Source organism: Halosimplex rubrum, assembly GCF_013415885.1.
GTDB classification, from domain to species: Archaea; Halobacteriota; Halobacteria; order Halobacteriales; family Haloarculaceae; genus Halosimplex; species Halosimplex rubrum.
Window position 1 is genome coordinate 1,683,518 of sequence record NZ_CP058910.1, and the last position, 18,695, is coordinate 1,702,212.

An 18,695-nucleotide genomic window follows, 5' to 3' on the forward strand; every position below is an offset into this window, starting at 1 on the left:
CGCCGCGGGCAGTCCACACTGACCGTCAGTGTTCGTCGACACTCGCCGCGAGCGCCCCGTCGATCGCCGCCAGATCCTCCGCGAGCGTCGGCTGGTCCCGACCCAGCGTCGCTTCGACCCTCGACACGTCGAGGCAGGTGTCCCGCGGCCGCGCGGCCTCGCGGTCCGCGTCCCCCATCGAGCCCGCGTCGACGAGCCCCGGATCGACGCCCAGCCGCTCGGCTATCAGGGCGCCGAACTCGCGGGGGGTCACGCAGGAGCGCGCGGCGACGTGGTAGGTCCCGCGGGCCTCGGCGGCGGCCAGGCCGAGGAGCGTCGCGGCGGCCTGGCCCGCGCGGGTCGGCGTGACGCGCTGGTCGGTGAACAGCGGGACCGCGGTGCCGGCGGCCAGTTCGTCGCGGACCCACGCGGGAAATCCGGTGAGTTCTCCCGAAAAGCCGTGGGTGCCGTAGACGAAGGAGAGTCGGGCGACGAGCGTCTCGCCCCCGGCGTCGCGGACCGCGCGCTCGCCGGCGAGCTTCGACTCGCCGTATTCCTGGAGGGGGTTCGGCTCGGCCGACTCGTCGTAGGGCTCGCTCGCCCGGCCGTCGAAGACGTAGTCCGTCGAGACGTGGACGAAGGGGACGCCGCGCTCGGCGCAGGCGCCGGCGAGAGAACCGGGGGCGCGGCCGTTGACGGCACGGGCCCGCTCGGGGTCGCGCTCGCAGCCGTCGACGTCGACCGTCGCGGTGCAGTTGACGACCAGTTCGGGGGCGGCGTCGTCGAGGACGGCGGCCGCGCGGTCGGCGTCGCGGACGTCGAACTCGTCGCAGTGGACCGGTGGGTCCGCCGGGTCCGAGCGGACGGTGCCGCGGACCGTCCAGCCGCGGTCGCGGGCGGCGGCGACGACGTTGCTCCCGAGGCGACCGTCGGCGCCGAGGACGAGCGTGCGCACGTCGTCCGGTAGGGGGTCGATAAACAAATACGTCGGCGCTGACCCTGCAGGCAGATGCGAACGCTCGTCACCGGTGGCGCCGGCTTCATCGGCTCGAACTACGTCCGTCACCGCCTCGCCCGGACCGGCGACGAGGTGGTGACGCTCGACGCGCTGACCTACGCGGGGTCGGCCGACAACCTCGCGGGCGTCCGCGACCACGACCGCCACGAGTTCGTCGAGGGCGACGTGCGCGACGAGGGCCTCGTGACCGACCTCGTGGCCGACGCCGACGCGGTCGTCCACTTCGCGGCCGAATCGCACGTCGACCGGTCCATCGACGGCGCGGCGCCGTTCGTCTCGACGAACGTCGACGGGACGCGCGCTCTGCTGGACGCCGCCCGCGCGACCGACCTCGACCGGTTCCTCCAGGTGTCGACCGACGAGGTGTACGGCGAGACCGTCGACGGCCGGTTCGCGGAGACGGACCCGCTCGACCCGCGCAACCCCTACGCGGCGACCAAGGCCGGCGCCGACCACCTCGCGCTGAGCTACCGGGCCACCCACGGCGTGCCGGTCGTCGTCACCCGCTCGTCGAACGTCTTCGGGCCGCGCCAGCACCCCGAGAAGCTGATCCCGAAGTTCCTCACGCGCGCCGCTCGCGGGGAGCCGCTCCCGCTGTACGGCGACGGCTCGAACGTCCGCGAGTGGACCTACGTGACCGACAACTGCCGGGCGCTCGACCGCGCGCTGGCCGACGGCGAGCCCGGCGAGGTGTACAACGTCGCCAGCGGCGAGGAGCGCACGAACCTCGAGGTCACCGAGGCGGTCCTCGACGCCGTGGGCGCCTCGCGGGACCTGATCGAGTTCGTCGACGACCGGCCGGGTCACGACCAGCGCTACGCGCTGGAGACGGGGAAGATCCGGGGGCTCGGCTGGGAACCGGAGTACGACTTCGAAGCGGGCCTCGAACGCACGACCGAGTTCTACCTCGATGAGTGAGCGCCGCCGCACCGGCCGCTCGCCGAGTCGCCCGCCCCGGAGCGAGCCGGGTAACCGGGACTTACCGTCGAAACGGGCGGTCGACCGGCGGACTGCGAGCCCGGCGAGCCGACCGAACGGCCGGTTCCGGCGGGGCCGGCGCGGGGTGGCATGCGGCCGATAGCGGGCGGGCTGGTCGGGCGGGCGCGGCGCTGTCTCCGCGCGGACTTCGAGTCGGACCCGTACCTGCCGTACATCCTCGGGTTGGCGGCGCTGCTGTCCGGATTCTGGTTCTGGCATCGGGTCCCGAACTTCGCGACGCGGGACGAGCGCTGGCGGCTGGTCGACCCGATGTCGTTCGTCGGGACGGTCGCGGCCGACCCGAGTATCGAATCCGCTCTCGACGGCCTGAGCGAGGGCCGGACGTTCGGCGCGACGTTCTACCTGTTCGGGCTGGCGCTGGTGCCGGTGTTCGTCGCCGCCTTCCTCACCGGGCGGATCGAGGCGTTCGTCGCCATGCCCGAGCACGCGTCGGTCGACCTGTGGGCCCACTGGCAGCGCACGCCGCGGTGGATCTGGACCTGGAGCATCGTCCTCGGGCGCCTCGTCGTCGTCGCGCTCGCGGTCGGCTGTGTCTACGTCACCTACCGGATCGGGACGACGATGCGCGACCGGGCGACCGGGCGGCTGGCCGCCCTGCTGTGCTCGCTGACGTGGGGGGTCCTGGTGCTCGCCCACGAGGTCGGCGAGGACGTGCCGGCGCTGTTTTTCGTCCTGCTGGTCGTCTACTGGTCGCTGCGCTACGCCGAGACGGGCGACGCCGGACTCTTCCTCGCGGCGTGTCTCGCCGGCGGCGTCGCCATCGCGCTGAAGCTCACGACGGCGGTCGTCGTCGCTCTGATCGCCGTCGCCTTCCTGTTGCGGGTCGGCAACGCCGGCGACGACTGGCGGGCGGCGCTGGTCCGCCCCCGGATGCTCGCGGCGGGCGCCGCGCTCGGCGCCGCGGCCATCTTCGTCGGCTTCCCGACCGTGATCGCCGACGGGCTGGACCCGCTGGTCGCCCGCATCCAGCGGGGCGCGAGCGGCAAGACCGACCCGCACGGCTGGCGGGTCGAGCCGACGTGGTGGTGGTTCCTGCGGAGCTATCTCGGCGGGCTGGGGCTCCCGCTGTTCGTCGCCTCGGTCGGCGCGCTCGCGGCGAGTCTCCCGCGGCTGTTCGACCGCTCGACCGAGGCCGACGCCGTCGCGCTGGCGCTGGTCGGCCTCGCCGCGTACGGCCGGCTCTACAGCAACTGGGCGTACGTCCGCGTCCACCACCTCCTGCCGACGTTCCCGCTGCTGGCGGTGCTGGTCGCCGCGGCGCTGGTGCGCCTGCGCGAGTCGCGGCCGGGGCTCGCCCGCCCGCTGATCGCCGTCCTGCTGGTGACGAGCGGGCTGTACGCGGGCGCGGGCGTCCTCGGCTACGCCGCCCAGCCGCGCGACGGGGCGACCGACTGGCTGCGGGCCGAAGCCGGCGCGAACGCCACCGTCGAGACGTACCCGAACGACCCGCAGGAGACCGCCGTCCCGCACGACGTGACCGTCTACCGCCCGTCCAACCGGAACGCCACGCCCGGCGGCGCGAACCCAGGCGGCGGCCCGTGGCTGCTCGGGCTGGAGACCCGCTGTCCCGACTACGTGCAGTTGCACTACTACGAGAGCGTGCTCGTGCTGGCGCCCGACGACTGGAGCGAGCGGGCCCGCCGCCTGGGGGGCGAGCGCCGCCGGCAGTACGTCCGTGACCTGCTCGCCGAGGACACCTACCCCTACCGCGTCGCGGCGACGTTCGGCTCCCGGCCGGCCTTCCTCGACGGCCGGTCGCGGTCGGCCGGACTCCCCGAACTCGTCGAAGTCGGGCTCGTCCCGCGGACGCTCCAGTACGGCGACCCCCAGGACATGGGGGTTGACCAGTACACCGTGATCCTCGAACGCAACGGCCGATGCACGCCCTCGGAGGCGTCATGACCCGACCGCGGCGGGGTCAGGTGACCCCGACCCTCCGCCGCCCGCCGCGGCGAGCCGGTGGCGGCGGACCGCGATCGAGAGGTCGGCCGATATCGACGCGTTCGACGCCTTTCGTGGCGGGCTTGTGTGTGCAAGATGATTCGTTATGCTCGTACCGGTCGACCGTTCGGGTGAGTGCTCCGTATGTCACCGCTCGTCTCCCGCCGGGACGGGTCCGGCACGGCATCGAATCGGGCAGTCGCATGCCACTGGGGCCGCCCCGACGGGCGGTCGACGTGCGGGAGGGAGTGGTTTGGATGACCGGCGACACGTCGAGCGGTTCGGAGCGGCGAGCGGGGGGCGAGCGGGTCCGCGAGCGCGGCGACGACCCGCGAGCGAGCGCGGACGCCGAGTCGCGGCCCGCCTTCTCGCTGGTCTTTCTGACCTGGAACCCGGGCGACGCCATCGTGGCGGCGATCGACTCGGTCTGCCGGCAGGACTTCGAGGACTACGAGGTCGTCGTCGTCGACAACGGCAGCGACGACGGCACGCCCGAGCGGGTCCGGGGGGCGTACCCGGACGAGCCGGTCCGCGTCTTCGAGAACGACCGCAACCGCGGGTTCAGCCGCGGGATCAACCGCGGTATCCGCGAGAGCCGCGGGCGGTACGTCTGCACGTACAACCACGACACGCAGTTCCCCGTGGACTACCTGTCGACGCTGGCCGACCGGGTGACGCCGGAGGCGGTGTGGACCACCGCGCGGCGCAACTACCGCGTCGACCCGCGGGGGACCTACGTGCGCCTGCTCTCGCGGTACCGGTTCACGGTGCCCTACGTCGTCGACTCGCTGTCGGGGACGGCGGCGGTGAACTACGTCCCCGGCGACGGGACGGTCGTGCCGCGGCGGATCTACCGCGAGGAACTCGACGGGGAGGTGTTCGACCCGTCGATGCCGACCCGCGGCGAGGACGTGGACCTCTCGCTGCGGCTGGCCGACAGCGGCGTCCCGATGCGGGCGGTGCTCGACACCCACTCGATCCACCCGGACAAGGGCGACATCTACGCCCCGTCGGTCGCGAACTTCGCCGCGCTGGTCCGGACGATCGGCGCCCGGATGGCGGCCCACAGCAACAACTCCGTCCCGCGCGCGACGGTCGCCCTGGCGGCCGCGAGCCTCGTCACCCAGCCGCTGAACGTCTACTTCGCCGCCTACCCCCGCTCGGCGGAGGCGTTCGTCGAGGCGACCACGGTTCGGCGCCGCGAGGACCGACCGACGCCGGCCGACCCGACGTTCACGGAGGCGCGCTGATGGACTCCGACGACACCGCCGGATTCCTGCCGTTGTCGCTCGCGCCCGGGAGCGCGGTCGATCGCGGCGACCTCCTGCGGCGCTCGCTCCGGGCGAGCGGCGCGCTCGAACTGGTCCACGAGGGGGTCGACCGGTACAACCGGATCGCGGGTTCGGAGGGGTACGAGCCGCCGACGGACCTGCCGGAACTGCGGGCGGTCCAGCGACGCGCCCGCCGGAACACCGACACCAGCGACCACCTCGAACGGCTGTTCGTCGAGGCGCTGGCGGCCGACCCCGACACCGTCGTCGAACTCGGGGTGCGGGGCGGCGAGTCGACGTTCGTCTTCGAGCGGGTCGCCCGCCTGACGGGCGCGGACCTGGTCAGCGTCGACGTCGAGGGGACGACCTACGACACCGACTACGAGCGCTGGGAGTTCGTGCGGTCCGACGACGTCGCGTTCGCCGAGGCGTTCGAGGAGTGGTGTGCGGGCCGCGAGGTCGACCCGGCCGTCGACGTGCTGTTCGTCGACACGAGCCACGAGTTCGAACACACCGTCGCGGAGATCGACGCCTGGTTCCCCCACCTCGCCGACGACGCGGTCGTCCTGTTCCACGACACGAACATGCGGCGGGTCTACCGCCGCGAGGACGGCACGGTCGGGCTCTCCCGGCGCGCCGACCGCGGCGTGATCCGGGCGCTGGAGGAGCACTTCGAGTGCTCGCTCGACGAGACCGAATCGTTCGCGACGGTCCGCGACGGGTTCGTCCTCGAACAGCGGCCGTCCTGCAGCGGGCTGGCCGTCCTGAAGAGGCTCGGCTTCGACCCCGCGGCGGACGGAGGCGAGCGGTGACGGCCGACTCGCGGTATCGAGCCCGGGCCGTCACCGGCGCGCAGTACCTCCTCGGCGCGCTCGCGCTGGCGTGGGTGGTCACACAGGTCGACTGGGCGCGCGCGCTCGCGCTGGTAGGGGGCGTCTCGCTCGGGACGGCGGCGGCGCTGGTCGCGGTGAGCACCGTCGGGCTGGCCACGTCGCTGTACATGTGGCAGGTGTTGCTCGACCGGGTCGAGCCGACCGGCTACCGCGACGCGGCGGGGACGGGACTGGTCGTGCTGTTCGTCAACCAGCTGTTGCCCTCGCGGCTGTCGGGACGTGCGGTCGCACCGTTCGTCGTCCGCGAGCGCACGGGGATGGGTTACGCCGACGCCGTCGCGGTCTCGGGCGTCCACACCGGGCTCTACGCGGTGCTGTACGGCGCCACGGCGCTCGTCGGCGTCGCCCTCGCGTTCGGGCGGGTGCCGTCGGCGCTGGCGCTCGTCCTCCTGCTCTCGACGGGGCTGTACGTCGCCGCCGGCGGGCTGGTGTTGCTCGCCGGCGCGCACATGCGGAGCGTCGACCGCGTCGCCGGCCTGCTCGCGGGCGCGGGGCGGCGCGTCCCGGTCGTCGGCGACCGCCTCGCGGCGCTGTCGGGGTCGCTCCCGGCGTTCACCGAGTCGTCGTCGGCGACGTTCCGCGACCTGCTCGGCGCGCCGGCGGCGCTGGGCCCCTACGCGGTCGGGTTCGTCGTGACGGTGCTCGCGGTACCCGGCCTGCGCGTCTGGCTGCTGTTCCGGAGCCTCGGCGTCGGGTTCGAGCCGCTGGTGGCGCTGCCGCTGTACCTCGTCGCGGCCTACAGCGTGACGCTGTTGCCGCTGACGCCCGGGAGCGTCGGCGTCACCGAGGCGACCGCGACGGCGGTGTTCACCGCGCTGGGGGCGCCGGCCGCGGCCGTCGTCCCGGTGGTGTTCCTCGACCGCCTCCTCGGCTCGTACCTCCCGGCGCTCGTCGGCTGGTACCCCTCGCTCCGGGTCGACTTCGGCGACCTCGCCGCGGGGCCGTCCGCGGGGACCGGCGACTGAGTCGCCGCCTCCCCGCGGCGGTCGACCTTTGCCGGTGGCGACCCATCGACCGGTGTGACCGACCACGACAGCCGCGGCCGGGGCCTCGCCGAGCGCCTCGCGGACGCGCTCGACCGCGAGGCGACCGGCGCGTTTCGCGTCGTCGACCGGACGAGGCGAGTCGCCCCGACGCCGGACGGGGCCTTCGCCTACGCGATCGCGGCCGACGGAACGGCGCTCGCGGAGGTGTTCGTCGCACCCGAGCGCGTCCGCGTCGAGTTCACCGCGGCACAGGAGCGCGCGGCGAGGGCGGGCGCCGACGCCGACCTGCGGGTCCGGCCGAAAGCGACGAGGCCGCCCCGGACGCTCGCGTTCGTCGAGTCTCCCGGCGACGTCGAGCGGGCGCTGGACGCGTTCGAGGCGGTTCTGACGGCCGTCGAGTGAGCGGGGTGGTCGCGCTCGCTCGTCACTCGCGTTCGGCGCGGGCGGCCGCGGCGCCCTCGTCGACGTGGTCGAGACAGCGGATCTCGCCGGATTCGGTGTCGAAGGCGAACGGGTCGCCGGGGGCGATCCGTCGGCCGTCGACGGCGCAGCCGTCGTCGTGGCGGAGGAAGTACCGCCCCTCGGGGCGGCCGGTCTCCAGGCGGCCGGCCTGGACGGCGAACTTCACGAGCCCCTCGCCGATCTGCGTGCGCTCGGGCGAGTCGGCTTCGAGTCTGATGACGGGCATCGGTGGTCGCCGGGCCCTACCGGCGGCGGGGCGATAAATCGTCGGCCGGCCGGCGCAGGCGGCCGGGCCGGCAGCGAGCGGCGGCACTCTCAGACCGGCCGTTTAGGGGCGGCCCCGCCCAAGGGCGTCCATGGGCGTCAGAGACGTGACCGACATCCACGAGGAGTTCGACGGCGAGCGGCTCCCGCCGGGCCAGCGGGAGACCGAGCGGTTCCCCGTCCTCTCGCTCGACCACACCCCGGAGTTCGACCCCGACGACTGGGCGTTCACCGTCCGCGGCGCCGTCGACGAGGAGCTGACCTACTCCTGGGCGGAGTTCCGCGAGCTGCCCACCGACACTCAACGGCAGGACTTCCACTGCGTGACGGGGTGGAGCCGCTTCGACAACGAGTTCGTCGGCGTCCCTTTCCCCGAGATTGCCGAGCGCGCCGGCGTCGACGACGACGCCGTCCACGTCATGTTCGGCGCGATGGACGGCTACTCGACGAACCTCCCCCTCGAGGAGTGCATGCGCCGGGAGGTGCTGTTCGTCCGCGAGTTCGACGGCGACCCGCTACCCTCCGACCACGGCGGCCCCCTGCGGGTGGTCACCCCGCACAAGTACGCCTACAAGGGCGCCAAGTGGGTCGACGGCGTCACCTTCCTCACCGAGCCCCAGCGGGGCTACTGGGAGAAACGCGGCTACTCGAACACCGCGAATCCGTGGGCCGAGGACCGCTACACGACGATGTGAGCGGGTCCCGTCGGGACCCGGCGGGCGGTGCCGTCATCCCGACGACTCCTCCGAGAGCCGGAGTTCGGCGACGAGGCGGTCGCTGACGACCGATTCGACGATGTCGACCAGTCTCTCGTCGTCGGCGGTGTAGTCGGCGAAGACGCCGAGCGAGACCTCGCCGCCGGCCATGTCCTGGTGGCCGCCGGCGGTGCCCACGTCGCCGAAGGCGTCGTCGAGGGCGTCGCCGAGGTGGATGCGCGGGTCGACCGTCCGCCCGCTGAGGTGGATCGACCGGCCGACGATGCCGAAGACGATGGCGGTTTCGACGCCTTCCAGCGTCTGGAGGTAGTCGGCGGCCTGCGGGAGGGCGTCGCGCTCGGTGGTCCGGCCGACGTTGGAGATGAGCACGGAGCCGCGGGTCCGTCGGTGTTCGATGGCGGTGGCGATGGCGTCGAGCGTGGCACCGGTGACCGACGGGCTGGCCAGCTGGCGGAGCAGGTCGATGTCGGCCCGTTCGTGGAGGTAGCCGGCGGCCTCGTACTCGGCGCGGGTCGTCCCGCGGAGGAACTCCAGGGTCTCCCGGCGGATGGCGAACAACAGCGCCGTCGCGAGGTCCTCGTCGAGCTCGGCGTCGAGGTCCCGGACGTACTCGGTGAAGATGGTGGCGGTCGCGCCGATCTCCTCGCGGTGGTCGACGAAGCGGGCGTCGACTTCTTCGGCCGGGTGGTGGTCGACGACGATGTCGACGGGCGTCTCCTCGGGGACACGGTTGTTCCGGCCGGGGACCGAGTGGTCGACGAACGCGAGCAGCGATCCCGATGGGCGGTCGCGGGCCATCGCGGGGTCGAACCGCTCCAGGTCGATGTCGAGCAGGGTGACGAACGCGCGGTTCTGCTGGTGGGAAATCTCCCCGCTGTAGGTGATCCGCCACTCCTCGACGCCGGCCGCCGCGGCGATCCGGCCGAGCGCGAGCGCGCTCGCCAGGCAGTCGGGGTCGGGGTTGTTGTGACAGACGATGGTGACGGCTTCGCCCTCTCTCAGGAGGTCGCGAAGCGCTCGGGCCGGACGTGCGGTCGGCGATGACTGACTCATCGTGTGGCTCGGACGGGCCGTCTAGACGCCCGGTCGGCAAAACGCCCCGGCCGGCACACGCCGTCGTTCCGGGAGCGCTCACGAGCCGGCGGTCGAGATCTTCGACAGGGCGTCGTAGACCGGGTACAGCGACGCGTAGACGGGATACGGGAGGTTCCGCGCGACGGCCCGAGCCAGCCGCTCGCGGCGCGCCGGGGTGGCCTCGCTGGCGACCGCGGCCATGTCGACGCCGTCGAGCCACCGGAAGAAATCGGTCGCGCCGTCGACGGGGAACGACCGGTCGAGGTCGACGTGGGCCTGGATGTCCTCCCAGTGGAAGCGAGTGTGCTCGTCCATCACGAACGCCGTCCGCTCGAAGGCCGCGCGGATCTCGTCGAGCGTCCGCCGGTCGGCCTCGTAGCCGAACTCGTTCGGGTCGAGTCCCGCGAGGACGAGCCCGACGATCGTTCGGTAGCACTTCTCGCAGTCGTTGCAGTTGCCGCCGGCGTCGTCGTGGATGCACGTCCGCAGCGGGAACCGCTCGCCGGTCTCCTCGACGTACGCGGCGATGCGCTCTATCTTCTTCTGGCGGGTGAGCTCGAACCCGTCGTGGTTCCCGCGGCTGTGTCCCCAGCGCACCCGGTCGTCGATCGCAGGGTGCGAGCCCCACGGCTCGTCGAATCCCGCTGTGTGGCTGGCCGCGATGTGGACCGTCCCGAGGCCGAGCGCGTGGGCCAGCGGCGCGCACAGCCCGAGCAGCCCCAGCCCGTGGCCGACGGAGCTGTACCAGGCGCCGTCCACGTAGCGCTTGTAGTGGGCCTGCAGCATCGGGGTGTCCAGCACCGAGAGGGCGTTCGACCGGACGTAGCGACAGTCGAGCCCGCGCCGGTCGGCGAACGGTTCGACGTGCTCGCGGAACCCGCGCCAGCGGTCGTCCTCGTCCGGGCCGACGACCCACCCCTGGACGCCGATCAGCGTCGGCTCCGCCTCGCGGTGGCGGACGTAGCTGGCGACGGAGTCGACCCCGCCGGTGAACAGCAGGCCGCTGTCGTCGACGGCGTCGGCCGGGCGGCCGTCGGCCGTCCGGCCGACCTCGTCCGCCCGCAGTTCCCCGGGGTCGACGAACTCGGGGTACATCCGCGCCAGCGCCTCGCCGACCTCCCCGAGCGCGTCGAGGAACGCCCGGTCGACCGCCGGCGCCGCCACGTCGTCGCCGTTGGCCCAGGCGACCGGCGCGACGTGGGCCAGCGCCGGGATCGACGCGATCGCGGGCGGCACGTCCGAGATATCGGCGTCGTAGTCGACCCGGACCGTGTCGCCGGTGAAAAAGCGCCTGAGGTCGCGCGACGGCGTGACCTCGCACTCGACGGTCGACCCGTCGACGGTCGGTTCACCGACGACGACGGTCATCGGCGGTCCCACCCGCCCGGCTCGCCGCTCGCGCGACGGAGTCGTCTCACCCACTGATTCGCGTGCATGTTCGTCGTGACCTATGGGCGATGCGACGAGGTAGTAAATTCGGCGCTACCCGCCCGCGTCTACCCGTCCTCGCCGAGGAGAAGCGCTCCATACTGCGCGTAAGTGCTATATACTCATACGTATCTGCCCGGTCGTCACGACCACAGATGCAGCGGGTGGTCTCGAAGCTCCGAACGGCGCTAGCGAATCCGCGTGCGGCCCTCCCGTACGTCAGGTCGCGGCTTCGGGTGGCTCGCGGGCTGGCCGCGCTCTCGCGGTACCGCCTGGCGTCGCTGTACGTCGCCGACCTGCTCGGCGGTACCGACCGGTTCGAGTCCTACGTCCGGGCCAACGAAGGCGACCGCTACCCCGAACTCGACGTGCTGGACTTCCGGATGCGGGTGGACGCTCTCGACGAGGGGCTCTCGCGCGAACTGCTGCGCGACGGCGTCAGGGAACCACTCGCCACTGAGGCCTACCGGCGGGAGCTGACCCGGCTGGAGAGCGAACGCGGCCCGCTGACGGTGGTCGACGCGGGCGCCAACATCGGGTACTTCGCGCTCCAGTACCCGGCGCTGAGTCGGTACGTGGGCGGGAACGGGAACGAGGACGAGCACGTGGAGGGGGACGGGAACGACGAGAAACGGGAAGGGGGCGAGGGGGAGGTGATCGCCGTCGAACCGCTCCCGAGCAACGCCGCGCTCCTCGAAGGGAACGTCGCGCTCAACGGGTTCGAGGAGTCGGTGTCGTGTCACCGCTGTGCCGTCGGGTCGTCGACGACGCGGACGACGATGCACGTCTCCACGCACAGCAACTGGGGGACCGTCGGCGACACCATGGGGATGGACCACTTCGTCGACGAGATCGAGGTCCCGGTGTGGCGCCTCGACGACCTGCTCCGCGACCGGGCGGTGCCGCTCGACTCCGTCGACGCGGTCCGGATGGACGTACAGGGCTACGAGTACGAGGTGGTCCGCGGGATGGCCGACCTGCTCGACCGGGGCGACCTCGGCCTCCTGTTCCTGGAGATCCACCCCTGGTATCTGCGGGAGACCGGCGAGTACGACGCGTTCCTCTCGACGCTCGAGGCGGCCGGCTTCGAGCCCGTCTTCGTCGCCGACGGCCGCACCGGCGTCCTCCGGTCGGAGAAGGCGAGCTACACCGAGCGGGAACTCGACGTCGACAGCCTCGACGAGCTGCGGTCGGTCGACTTCACGACCGAGGTCGTCCTCCGGGCGGGTTGAACGCCGTCCCGGCGTATTAGGTGTGTCAGGACTAAGGCAGACCCCTAATAGGTATATAGACAACCGCTAAGGGCGGTCGGTCGCCCGGATCGGACGTGACCGAACGACGCCACGCGACCGACGCGAACCGACGGACCGGGGCGGTGGTACGCCGTGAGTGACGCGGCCCGGCACCCGCGAGTGCTGGACCTGCCTCGGGACGAGACCGGACTGGCGACGACGACCGTCGCGCTCAGGCGGCTGCAGGAGCTGTTGCCGGAGTTCCTCGTCGATCTGACGACCGACGCCGACGCCGAGGGGCTGGTCGTCCCGCTGGACGGCGGGGTCGCCACCGCGACGGCGGCGGCGCTGGCCGTCGACGCGGTCGGCGCCGAGGACGTGATCGGGCTCGCCATGCCCGCGGGGCTGACCGACGAGGCGACCGCGCGGACCGCCGAGACGGTCGCGGAGATGCTGGGGATCGACCACCGGCGGCTGCAGCTGCAGCCGGTCGTCGCGGCCTTTCAGGAGACGGTCGGCGAGGCCGGCGGCCCGGCCGACGACCTCGTGGCGACGGACAACGCCGTCGAGCGGTTCCGGACGGCGACGGCCTACTACTTCGCCAACCGCCGGGAGGCGCTGGTGGTCGGGCCGGTCGACCGCACGGACCGGCTGCTCGGGTCGGCGACGAAGTACGGCGAGACGGGCGTCGACTGCTTGCTGTTCGGCGACCTCTACGGGACGGAGGTCCGCGCGCTCGCCGCGGCGATGGACCTCCCCGTCGACATGCTCGACGGCGACGGCCGCGCGCCGGCGGGCGGCGCGACCGACGCGAACAGGCTCGACGTCGACGCCGAGACGGTCGACCGGGCGCTGCGACTCCACGTCGACGAGGGCCGGGAGCCGCGGGCGGTGGCCGACCGCCTGGGGATCGACCGCTCGGTCGTGGCCCGGCTGAAAGAGTGGTGCGCGGCGACGCGACACAAGCGACACATGCCGCCCAAACCCTCGACGAACCGCTGAGAGCGGGCCCGGCGCGGACCGTCGTCGACGGCACCGCTCGTCGGGTGGGACCGTTCGCCGACGGCACTGCTCGTCGGCTGGGACCGTTCGCCGACGGCACCGCTCGTCGACGGCACTGCTCGTCGGCTGGGGCCGACTTCACGTCGGGTCCCCCCCCCTGCGGTACCCCTAAGGGCGGCTACCCGCTAGAAGGGGTGTGGATCCGTCACGCCTGAGCCCGCGGACGGTCGCCCTCGCGGTCCTGTGCGTCGCGGTGATCGCGTTCGCGGCGGCGACGCTGGACACGACGACGAACCCGGACCCGTCGGCCGGCGCGGGCTACGCCGGTGTGGACGACCAGCTGGGCGGCGAGCGCACGCCGGCCGAGGAGTCGACCGGCGACAGCGCGAGCCCCCGGGACTCGCCGCTCGACCTCGACTTCGACTTCGCGGAGGGGTCGCCGTTCCAGTTCTGCCAGTCGTGGCTCAAACAGCCGCTCGTCCAGCTGCTGTTGCTGTCCGGCGTCGTCGGCGTGTTCGCGCTCGGTCGCCGGCTCGACGACGCGGCGACGGGGTTGGCCGCCGTCTTCGTCGTCGGCTATCCCGGTTTCTTCCTCTATCTCCTCCTGACGACCTGCCGGACGGACCCGGGACTGCTGTCGTTCGCCGACGGCGGGCGGCCGGCCCAGGAGGGCGGCGGGTTGCTCGGCGGTGAGGCGACCGTCGCGCCGCCGTCGTTCTCGACGGCCGCGCTGCTCGTGCTCGTCGTCGCGACGCTGGTCGCCGTCGCCGCGCTGGTGTTGACCGGCAACCACGACCAGCGCGAGGAGCACGAACGGGGCAGCGACGAGGACGACCCCGACCTCGAGCCGTCCGCGGACGTGCGGGCGGTCGGCGCGGCCGCGGGGCGGGCGGCAGATCGCATCGAGGAGAGCGACGGCTTCGAGAACGAGGTCTACCGCGCGTGGGCGGCGATGACCGACCACCTCGCGGTCGACCGGCCCGAGTCGAGCACGCCCGCGGAGTTCGCGACCGCCGCGACGGACGCGGGGATGGACCCGGCGGACGTGGCCCGGCTCACCGAGGTCTTCGAGGAAGTGCGCTACGGCGGCGAGGAGCCGACCGCCGAGCGCGAGCGTGCGGCCGTCGAGACGCTGCGGCGGATCGAGGCGACCTACGCCGACGCGGACGCCGACACCGCCGGCGACGGTGAGGGGGCGGTGGACGACCGATGAGCCGGAGCGTCACCGCGACGCTGGGGGTGTTGTTGGGCGTCGTCGGGCTCGCGGCCCTCGCCGTCCCACAGATCACGACGCCGCTGCCGACCGGCGAGACGTTCGTTCTGGTCGTCGGGCTGGTCCTCGTCCTGGGCGCGGTAGCGCAGGTCCAGCGCCGGCGCCACACGGAACTCGACTACGCGGAGACGCCGGACGCGGAGCTGGCGGTCGACCTGCCGACGCCGGGCGACGACCTCGACCGGCGGCTCGGCCGGCTGCGGCTGACGCGGTTCAACGAGGCCGAGCGCCACCGCATCAACGACGAGATCCGTGACGTGGCCGCGGCGACGATCCGGCGCCGCGAGCGGGGGTCGGCCGAGGCGGCCGAGCGAGCGCTCGACGAGGGGAGCTGGACCGACGACCCGTTCGCGGCGGCCTTCTTCACGGGCCGAGTGCCCGAGGCGCCGACGACCGACCGCCTGCGCGAGCTGTTCGACCGCGAGTCGCCGTTCAAGCGCCGCGCCGTCCGGGCGATCGACGCCGTCGAGCGGCTGCTGGAGAGCGAGGTGCGCCGGGAGGCCGACGATGAGTGAGGACGATCCCGCACGGCCGGGTTCCGAGCGGTCGGATACCCGGGGCTCGGAGCCCGAGCGACCGGACGGCGGCCGAACGGTGGTCGACGAGGACGACGAGGCCGACGAGACCGGCGCGGCGGACGAGCCGTCAGTCGACCCCGGTGGCGGGGACGGGACCGAACCGGCGTCGGCCGGTGCGAACGAGCGGGACGGCGAGACGACCGAGGCGGGGAGGGCCGACGAAGGGGACGTAGCAGATGGGTCGGCGGGCGGGGCCGACACCGGGGGGCCGGTGGCGGTGACGGTCCGCTCGTCGCGGCTCCGCTCGACCAACCACTGGGTGGGGTTCGCGACGCTGGTCTTCCTGTCGGCGGGGCTGGGGGCGCTGTTGCGCTCGCGGGCGCTCATGCTCGCGGCCGTCGTCGGCGTCGGCTACCTCGCCTACGCGAACACGACGGAGGCGCCCGAGCCCGACCTCGCCGTCGAGCGGCGGCTCTCGGCGGAGGACCCGGAGCCGGGCGACACGGTCGAGGTGACGGTCGTCGTCGAGAACGTCGGCGAGGCGGCGCTGCCGGACCTGCGGGTCGTCGAGCAGGTGCCCGAGGCGCTGGCGGTCACCGCGGGGCCGGCGCGGGCGGCGACCGCGCTCCGTCCGGGCGCCCGCATGACCTTCTCCTACACCGTCCTCGCGCGGCGGGGCGCCTACCGCTTCGAGGGGCTGACGGTGATCGCCCGCAACGCCAGCGGCAGCCGCGAGCGGGAACTCGACGCCGAGACCGAGCCGGCGGCGATCACCTGTCTGGCACCGGTCGACGCGACGGAGGCGGTCCCGCTGCGCGGGCTCACCTCGCCGTACACGGGCCGGGTCTCGACCGATTCGTCGGGCGAGGGCACCGAGTTCGCGTCGCTCCGGGAGTACCAGCACGGCGACGCCCTCTCGCGGATCGACTGGAACACGTTCGCCCGCGACGGGACGCTGACGACCATGGAGTTCCGCGAGGAGCGCATGGCGACGGTGGTGGTCGTCCTCGACCTGCGCGAGGAGGCGTACCTCCAGGCCGGCGACGACGGCCCCCACGCGGTCGACCGCGGCATCGACGCGGCCCGCCGCGTGTTCAACTCGCTGCTCGGCACCGGCGACCGCGTCGGGATCGCCGCGTTCGCGGCCGAGACGGTCTGGCTGTCGCCGGGCGCGGGGCCGACCCACCGCGCCCGCGCCCGGGAGCTGCTGTCGACTCATCCGGCGCTGTCGCCGACGCCGCCGGACGGACGGGTGTACGTCCGGCTCCAGCTGCGCCGGCTGGCCCAGCGGCTCGACGACGACGCGCAGGTGGTGTTCGTCTCGCCGATGCCCGACGAGACGAGCGCGGTGATCGCCCGCTCGCTGCAGGTGCGGGGCCACGCCGTCACCGTCCTCAGCCCAGACCCGACGATGCGGGACACGCCGGGGCGGCGGCTGGCGGCCGTCGAGCGGTCGAACCGGCTGAACGACCTCCGGGGCAGCGACGTGCGCGTTGTCGACTGGGACGGCGACGAGCGGCTGGCCGAGGCGCTCGAACGCGCGCGCAGGCGGTGGTCCGGGTGAGCGGGACGGAGGTCACCCGCCGGCCGGGTCGCCACTCGCTGGTCGTCTCCGGGATCGCGGGCGCGACGGCGACGGCGATGGCGCTGACCGGCGGCGGCGCCGGCGCGGCGGTGGCGGCGCTCGGGGCGGTCGTGTTGCTCGCGGGCGTCCGGACGGCGAACCATCGCGCCGTCGACGCGGGCGGACTGGTCGCGTTCCTCGGGGTCGCCGCCGCGGCGCTGTCGGAGGCGCCCCCGGTCGCGGTCCTGCTCGGGACGGTCGCGGCGGTCGTCGCCTGGGACGCCGGCACCAACGCCGTCTCGCTGGGCCGGCAACTGGGCGCCGAGGCCGACACCGTCCGCGCCGAGAACCTCCACGCGATGGCCGGCGCCGTCGTCGGCCTCGTCACCGCCGTCCTCGGTCTCGTCCTCTTCGAGGTCGGCCCCACCCGCCAGCCCGTCACCACGCTGTTCGTCCTCCTGATCGCCGCGACGCTGCTCGTCGTCGCGCTGAACCGGTGAGGCGCCGACCCGACGGCTGGTGTTATAGTAGAATTTGAAAGCGTTTGCTCGGTCGACCGCACGACTGCGTGCGGTCATCCGAGCGATGTCTTTCAAATTCTACTATAGCCGTGTGCAACCGAGCGATACGATCGGGTTACCCCTCGCGGTCGCGCGCTCGGGCCGCCGAACCCGCCGGTCCCGACCGGCGGTCGCCGGCGAACACGTCGGCGCGGTCCGCTCCGATCGCGCCCGGGATCCAGCGGTACCCCGAGCCTGTGAGAACGAAACGTACCGGTACCGAGCGTTTCAGAGCCGATTACTACGAGCCGTCACCGCGTGGGATCCGGGTATGGTCGAAGGCAGCACGTCCGACGGGCCCGCAGTCGCGGTGCCGGTCACGGACGTCCCGAGCACGGTCGCCACGCTCCGCTCGCTCGCTCCGCACGGCATCCACACGGTCGTCGTGTCGGAGATGGCCACCGCGCAGGCCTTCGCGTCGAAGTACTGTGACGAAGTCGTCGGGACGGCCGACCCCCACGCGGACCTGCTCGCCTACAGGGACGACTTGCTCGACGTGGCGGCCCGGGACGACGTTCGGACCATCGTCCCCGTCCGGGAGGTCGACGCGTACGTCCTCTCTCGCTACCGGTCGTCGTTCGAGCCCCACGTCTCGCTGCCGGTGCCCGACATGTCGGCGCTCGAACGCGTCCACGACAGGCTGTTGCTGGCCGAGGCCGCCGAGTCGGCCGGGGTCCCCGTCCCCGACACCCGGCGGCCGGCCGACGTCGAGGACTGGTCGCGGGACCTGCTCGCCAAGTCCCGATACAACCTGCTCACGGCCAGCTACGACGACTCGCTGGGCCCCGGGGAGAGCGCGACCTCGGACCTGATCGAGCACTTCGAGACCGGCGTCCGACCGGACCTCGACTCGCTGTACGAGCGCCATCGGGTGGAGCCGATCGTCCAGGAGTTCGTCCCGGGCGGCGAGGAGTACATGGTCGCCGCGCTGTACGACTCGGGCGACCCGCTCGCCGTGTTCCAGCACCGCCAGGTCCGGGGCACCCGCTACACCGGCTCGGGCGGCGCCTACCGCGAGTCCGTCTCGATCCCCGAACTCGAAGCGGTGGCGACGGATCTGCTCGACCACCTCGAGTGGAACGGGTTGGCCTGTCTGGAGTACCTCCGCGACGAGGACACCGGGGAGTTCGTCCTCGCGGAGATCAACCCGCGCATGTGGCAGTCGCTGGCCTCGACCGTCGCGATGGGGGCGGACTTCCCCCGGTACTACTGGCAGCAGGCCACCGGCCGGGCCGACGAGATCGACCCCTCCTACGACCTGGGCGTCGGCTGTCACTGGCTGAAAGGCGAGTTCCTGCACGCGCTGAGCCTGTTCCGGTTCGACTCCCCGCACGTCGAGCGGCCGGGCTACGCCGAGACGCTCCGGGACATCGCCGTCTCCACCTACCGCCACCCGCGGTTCGACTACCTCTCGCTCGACGACCCCGGCCCGTTCCTCCAGGACTGCTCGACGCTCCTCGCCGAGCTGCCCGCCGTCCCGAGACTGCAGGTCAAGGGCTGAGGCGACCCGTCGGT

The 18,695-nt window shown here is 73.1% G+C and carries 18 protein-coding genes; 14 read left to right on the plus strand and 4 right to left on the minus strand.

All coding sequences use genetic code 11. The features are described 5' to 3' along the window. Positions 1-25: 25 nt before the first annotated feature. Positions 26-934, minus strand: a complete 909-nt coding sequence (locus HZS55_RS08265) for an SDR family oxidoreductase (RefSeq protein ID WP_179911215.1) — start codon at positions 932-934, stop codon at positions 26-28. 54 nt (positions 935-988) lie between these two features. Here HZS55_RS08265 and rfbB point away from each other — a divergent pair, with 54 nt between their 5' ends. The 6 genes from rfbB (at position 989) to HZS55_RS08295 (ending at position 7,489) form a co-directional block, all read left to right on the plus strand. Beyond that, a complete protein-coding gene (gene rfbB / locus HZS55_RS08270) occupies positions 989-1,915 on the plus strand; it encodes a dTDP-glucose 4,6-dehydratase (protein WP_179911216.1) in 927 nt (308 codons plus the stop codon). A gap of 150 nt (positions 1,916-2,065) precedes the next feature. Next, positions 2,066-3,898: a glycosyltransferase family 39 protein gene (locus HZS55_RS08275; RefSeq protein ID WP_179911217.1), complete on the plus strand. Its 1,833-nt coding sequence runs from the start codon at positions 2,066-2,068 to the stop codon at positions 3,896-3,898. Between the two features lie 296 nt (positions 3,899-4,194). After that, positions 4,195-5,187 (plus strand): glycosyltransferase family 2 protein, encoded by a 993-nt coding sequence (locus HZS55_RS08280; RefSeq protein WP_179911218.1) that lies wholly within the window; start codon positions 4,195-4,197, stop codon positions 5,185-5,187. Beyond that, the gene (locus tag HZS55_RS08285; RefSeq protein ID WP_179911219.1) at positions 5,187-6,020 is read left to right on the plus strand and encodes a class I SAM-dependent methyltransferase; all 834 of its coding nucleotides are present in this window, start codon (positions 5,187-5,189) and stop codon (positions 6,018-6,020) included. The genes HZS55_RS08280 and HZS55_RS08285 overlap by 1 nt, the downstream gene beginning before the upstream one ends. Next, on the plus strand, positions 6,017-7,066 hold the full coding sequence (locus tag HZS55_RS08290) for a lysylphosphatidylglycerol synthase transmembrane domain-containing protein (RefSeq protein WP_179911220.1): 1,050 nt from the start codon (positions 6,017-6,019) through the stop codon (positions 7,064-7,066). Before HZS55_RS08285 ends, HZS55_RS08290 begins: the two co-directional genes overlap by 4 nt. A 54-nt stretch (positions 7,067-7,120) precedes the next feature. Then, entirely contained in the window at positions 7,121-7,489 is a 369-nt protein-coding gene (locus tag HZS55_RS08295) for a hypothetical protein (protein ID WP_179911221.1), read from the plus strand. Positions 7,490-7,511: 22 nt separating this feature from the next. Here HZS55_RS08295 and HZS55_RS08300 read toward each other — a convergent pair whose 3' ends face one another. Further along, complete coding sequence (locus HZS55_RS08300; RefSeq protein ID WP_179911222.1) at positions 7,512-7,775, minus strand: tudor domain-containing protein; 264 nt, start codon at positions 7,773-7,775, stop codon at positions 7,512-7,514. A 130-nt stretch (positions 7,776-7,905) separates the two neighbouring features. On the opposite strand from HZS55_RS08300, the gene HZS55_RS08305 reads away from it, so the two are divergent. Then, on the plus strand, positions 7,906-8,508 hold the full coding sequence (locus HZS55_RS08305; RefSeq protein ID WP_179911223.1) for a sulfite oxidase-like oxidoreductase: 603 nt from the start codon (positions 7,906-7,908) through the stop codon (positions 8,506-8,508). 33 nt (positions 8,509-8,541) lie between these two features. Here the strand turns inward: HZS55_RS08305 and HZS55_RS08310 are convergent, their stop codons facing one another. Both HZS55_RS08310 and HZS55_RS08315 read right to left on the minus strand, forming a co-directional pair. After that, positions 8,542-9,582 carry a DHH family phosphoesterase gene (locus tag HZS55_RS08310; RefSeq protein ID WP_179911224.1) on the minus strand — a complete coding sequence of 347 codons (1,041 nt, stop codon included), beginning with the start codon at positions 9,580-9,582 and terminating at the stop codon, positions 8,542-8,544. 78 nt (positions 9,583-9,660) lie between these two features. Next, a complete protein-coding gene (locus HZS55_RS08315; RefSeq protein ID WP_179911225.1) occupies positions 9,661-10,971 on the minus strand; it encodes a hypothetical protein in 1,311 nt (436 codons plus the stop codon). Between the two features lie 215 nt (positions 10,972-11,186). Between HZS55_RS08315 and HZS55_RS08320 the strand changes: the two genes are divergently transcribed. The 7 genes from HZS55_RS08320 (at position 11,187) to HZS55_RS08350 (ending at position 18,681) form a co-directional block, all read left to right on the plus strand. Then, entirely contained in the window at positions 11,187-12,263 is a 1,077-nt protein-coding gene (locus tag HZS55_RS08320) for an FkbM family methyltransferase (RefSeq protein ID WP_179911226.1), read from the plus strand. 153 nt (positions 12,264-12,416) lie between these two features. Next, positions 12,417-13,265 (plus strand): NAD(+) synthase, encoded by an 849-nt coding sequence (nadE, locus tag HZS55_RS08325; RefSeq protein WP_246308391.1) that lies wholly within the window; start codon positions 12,417-12,419, stop codon positions 13,263-13,265. Between the two features lie 196 nt (positions 13,266-13,461). Beyond that, positions 13,462-14,478: a DUF4129 domain-containing protein gene (locus HZS55_RS08330; protein ID WP_179911227.1), complete on the plus strand. Its 1,017-nt coding sequence runs from the start codon at positions 13,462-13,464 to the stop codon at positions 14,476-14,478. Beyond that, positions 14,475-15,053, plus strand: a complete 579-nt coding sequence (locus HZS55_RS08335; protein WP_179911228.1) for a DUF7269 family protein — start codon at positions 14,475-14,477, stop codon at positions 15,051-15,053. Before HZS55_RS08330 ends, HZS55_RS08335 begins: the two co-directional genes overlap by 4 nt. Continuing rightward, a complete protein-coding gene (locus HZS55_RS08340) occupies positions 15,046-16,620 on the plus strand; it encodes a DUF58 domain-containing protein (protein ID WP_179911229.1) in 1,575 nt (524 codons plus the stop codon). Before HZS55_RS08335 ends, HZS55_RS08340 begins: the two co-directional genes overlap by 8 nt. After that, the gene (locus HZS55_RS08345) at positions 16,617-17,120 is read left to right on the plus strand and encodes a DUF7519 family protein (protein WP_179911230.1); all 504 of its coding nucleotides are present in this window, start codon (positions 16,617-16,619) and stop codon (positions 17,118-17,120) included. Before HZS55_RS08340 ends, HZS55_RS08345 begins: the two co-directional genes overlap by 4 nt. Positions 17,121-17,451: 331 nt before the next feature. Beyond that, the gene (locus HZS55_RS08350) at positions 17,452-18,681 is read left to right on the plus strand and encodes a carboxylate--amine ligase (protein ID WP_179911231.1); all 1,230 of its coding nucleotides are present in this window, start codon (positions 17,452-17,454) and stop codon (positions 18,679-18,681) included. Positions 18,682-18,695 lie beyond the last annotated feature (14 nt).

Excerpts from the sequence above, each read along its gene's own strand:
- HZS55_RS08285 (WP_179911219.1), top strand. The coding sequence starts at position 5,187 with ATGGACTCCGACGACACCGCCGGATTCCTGCCGTTGTCGCTCGCGCCC.
- rfbB (WP_179911216.1), top strand. The coding sequence starts at position 989 with ATGCGAACGCTCGTCACCGGTGGCGCCGGCTTCATCGGCTCGAACTAC.
- HZS55_RS08300 (WP_179911222.1), bottom strand. The coding sequence starts at position 7,775 with ATGCCCGTCATCAGACTCGAAGCCGACTCGCCCGAGCGCACGCAGATC.
- HZS55_RS08275 (WP_179911217.1), top strand. The coding sequence starts at position 2,066 with ATGCGGCCGATAGCGGGCGGGCTGGTCGGGCGGGCGCGGCGCTGTCTC.
- HZS55_RS08335 (WP_179911228.1), top strand. The coding sequence starts at position 14,475 with ATGAGCCGGAGCGTCACCGCGACGCTGGGGGTGTTGTTGGGCGTCGTC.
- HZS55_RS08305 (WP_179911223.1), top strand. The coding sequence starts at position 7,906 with ATGGGCGTCAGAGACGTGACCGACATCCACGAGGAGTTCGACGGCGAG.
- HZS55_RS08315 (WP_179911225.1), bottom strand. The coding sequence starts at position 10,971 with ATGACCGTCGTCGTCGGTGAACCGACCGTCGACGGGTCGACCGTCGAG.
- HZS55_RS08350 (WP_179911231.1), top strand. The coding sequence starts at position 17,452 with ATGGTCGAAGGCAGCACGTCCGACGGGCCCGCAGTCGCGGTGCCGGTC.
- HZS55_RS08280 (WP_179911218.1), top strand. The coding sequence starts at position 4,195 with ATGACCGGCGACACGTCGAGCGGTTCGGAGCGGCGAGCGGGGGGCGAG.
- HZS55_RS08340 (WP_179911229.1), top strand. The coding sequence starts at position 15,046 with ATGAGTGAGGACGATCCCGCACGGCCGGGTTCCGAGCGGTCGGATACC.
- HZS55_RS08310 (WP_179911224.1), bottom strand. The coding sequence starts at position 9,582 with ATGAGTCAGTCATCGCCGACCGCACGTCCGGCCCGAGCGCTTCGCGAC.
- HZS55_RS08320 (WP_179911226.1), top strand. The coding sequence starts at position 11,187 with ATGCAGCGGGTGGTCTCGAAGCTCCGAACGGCGCTAGCGAATCCGCGT.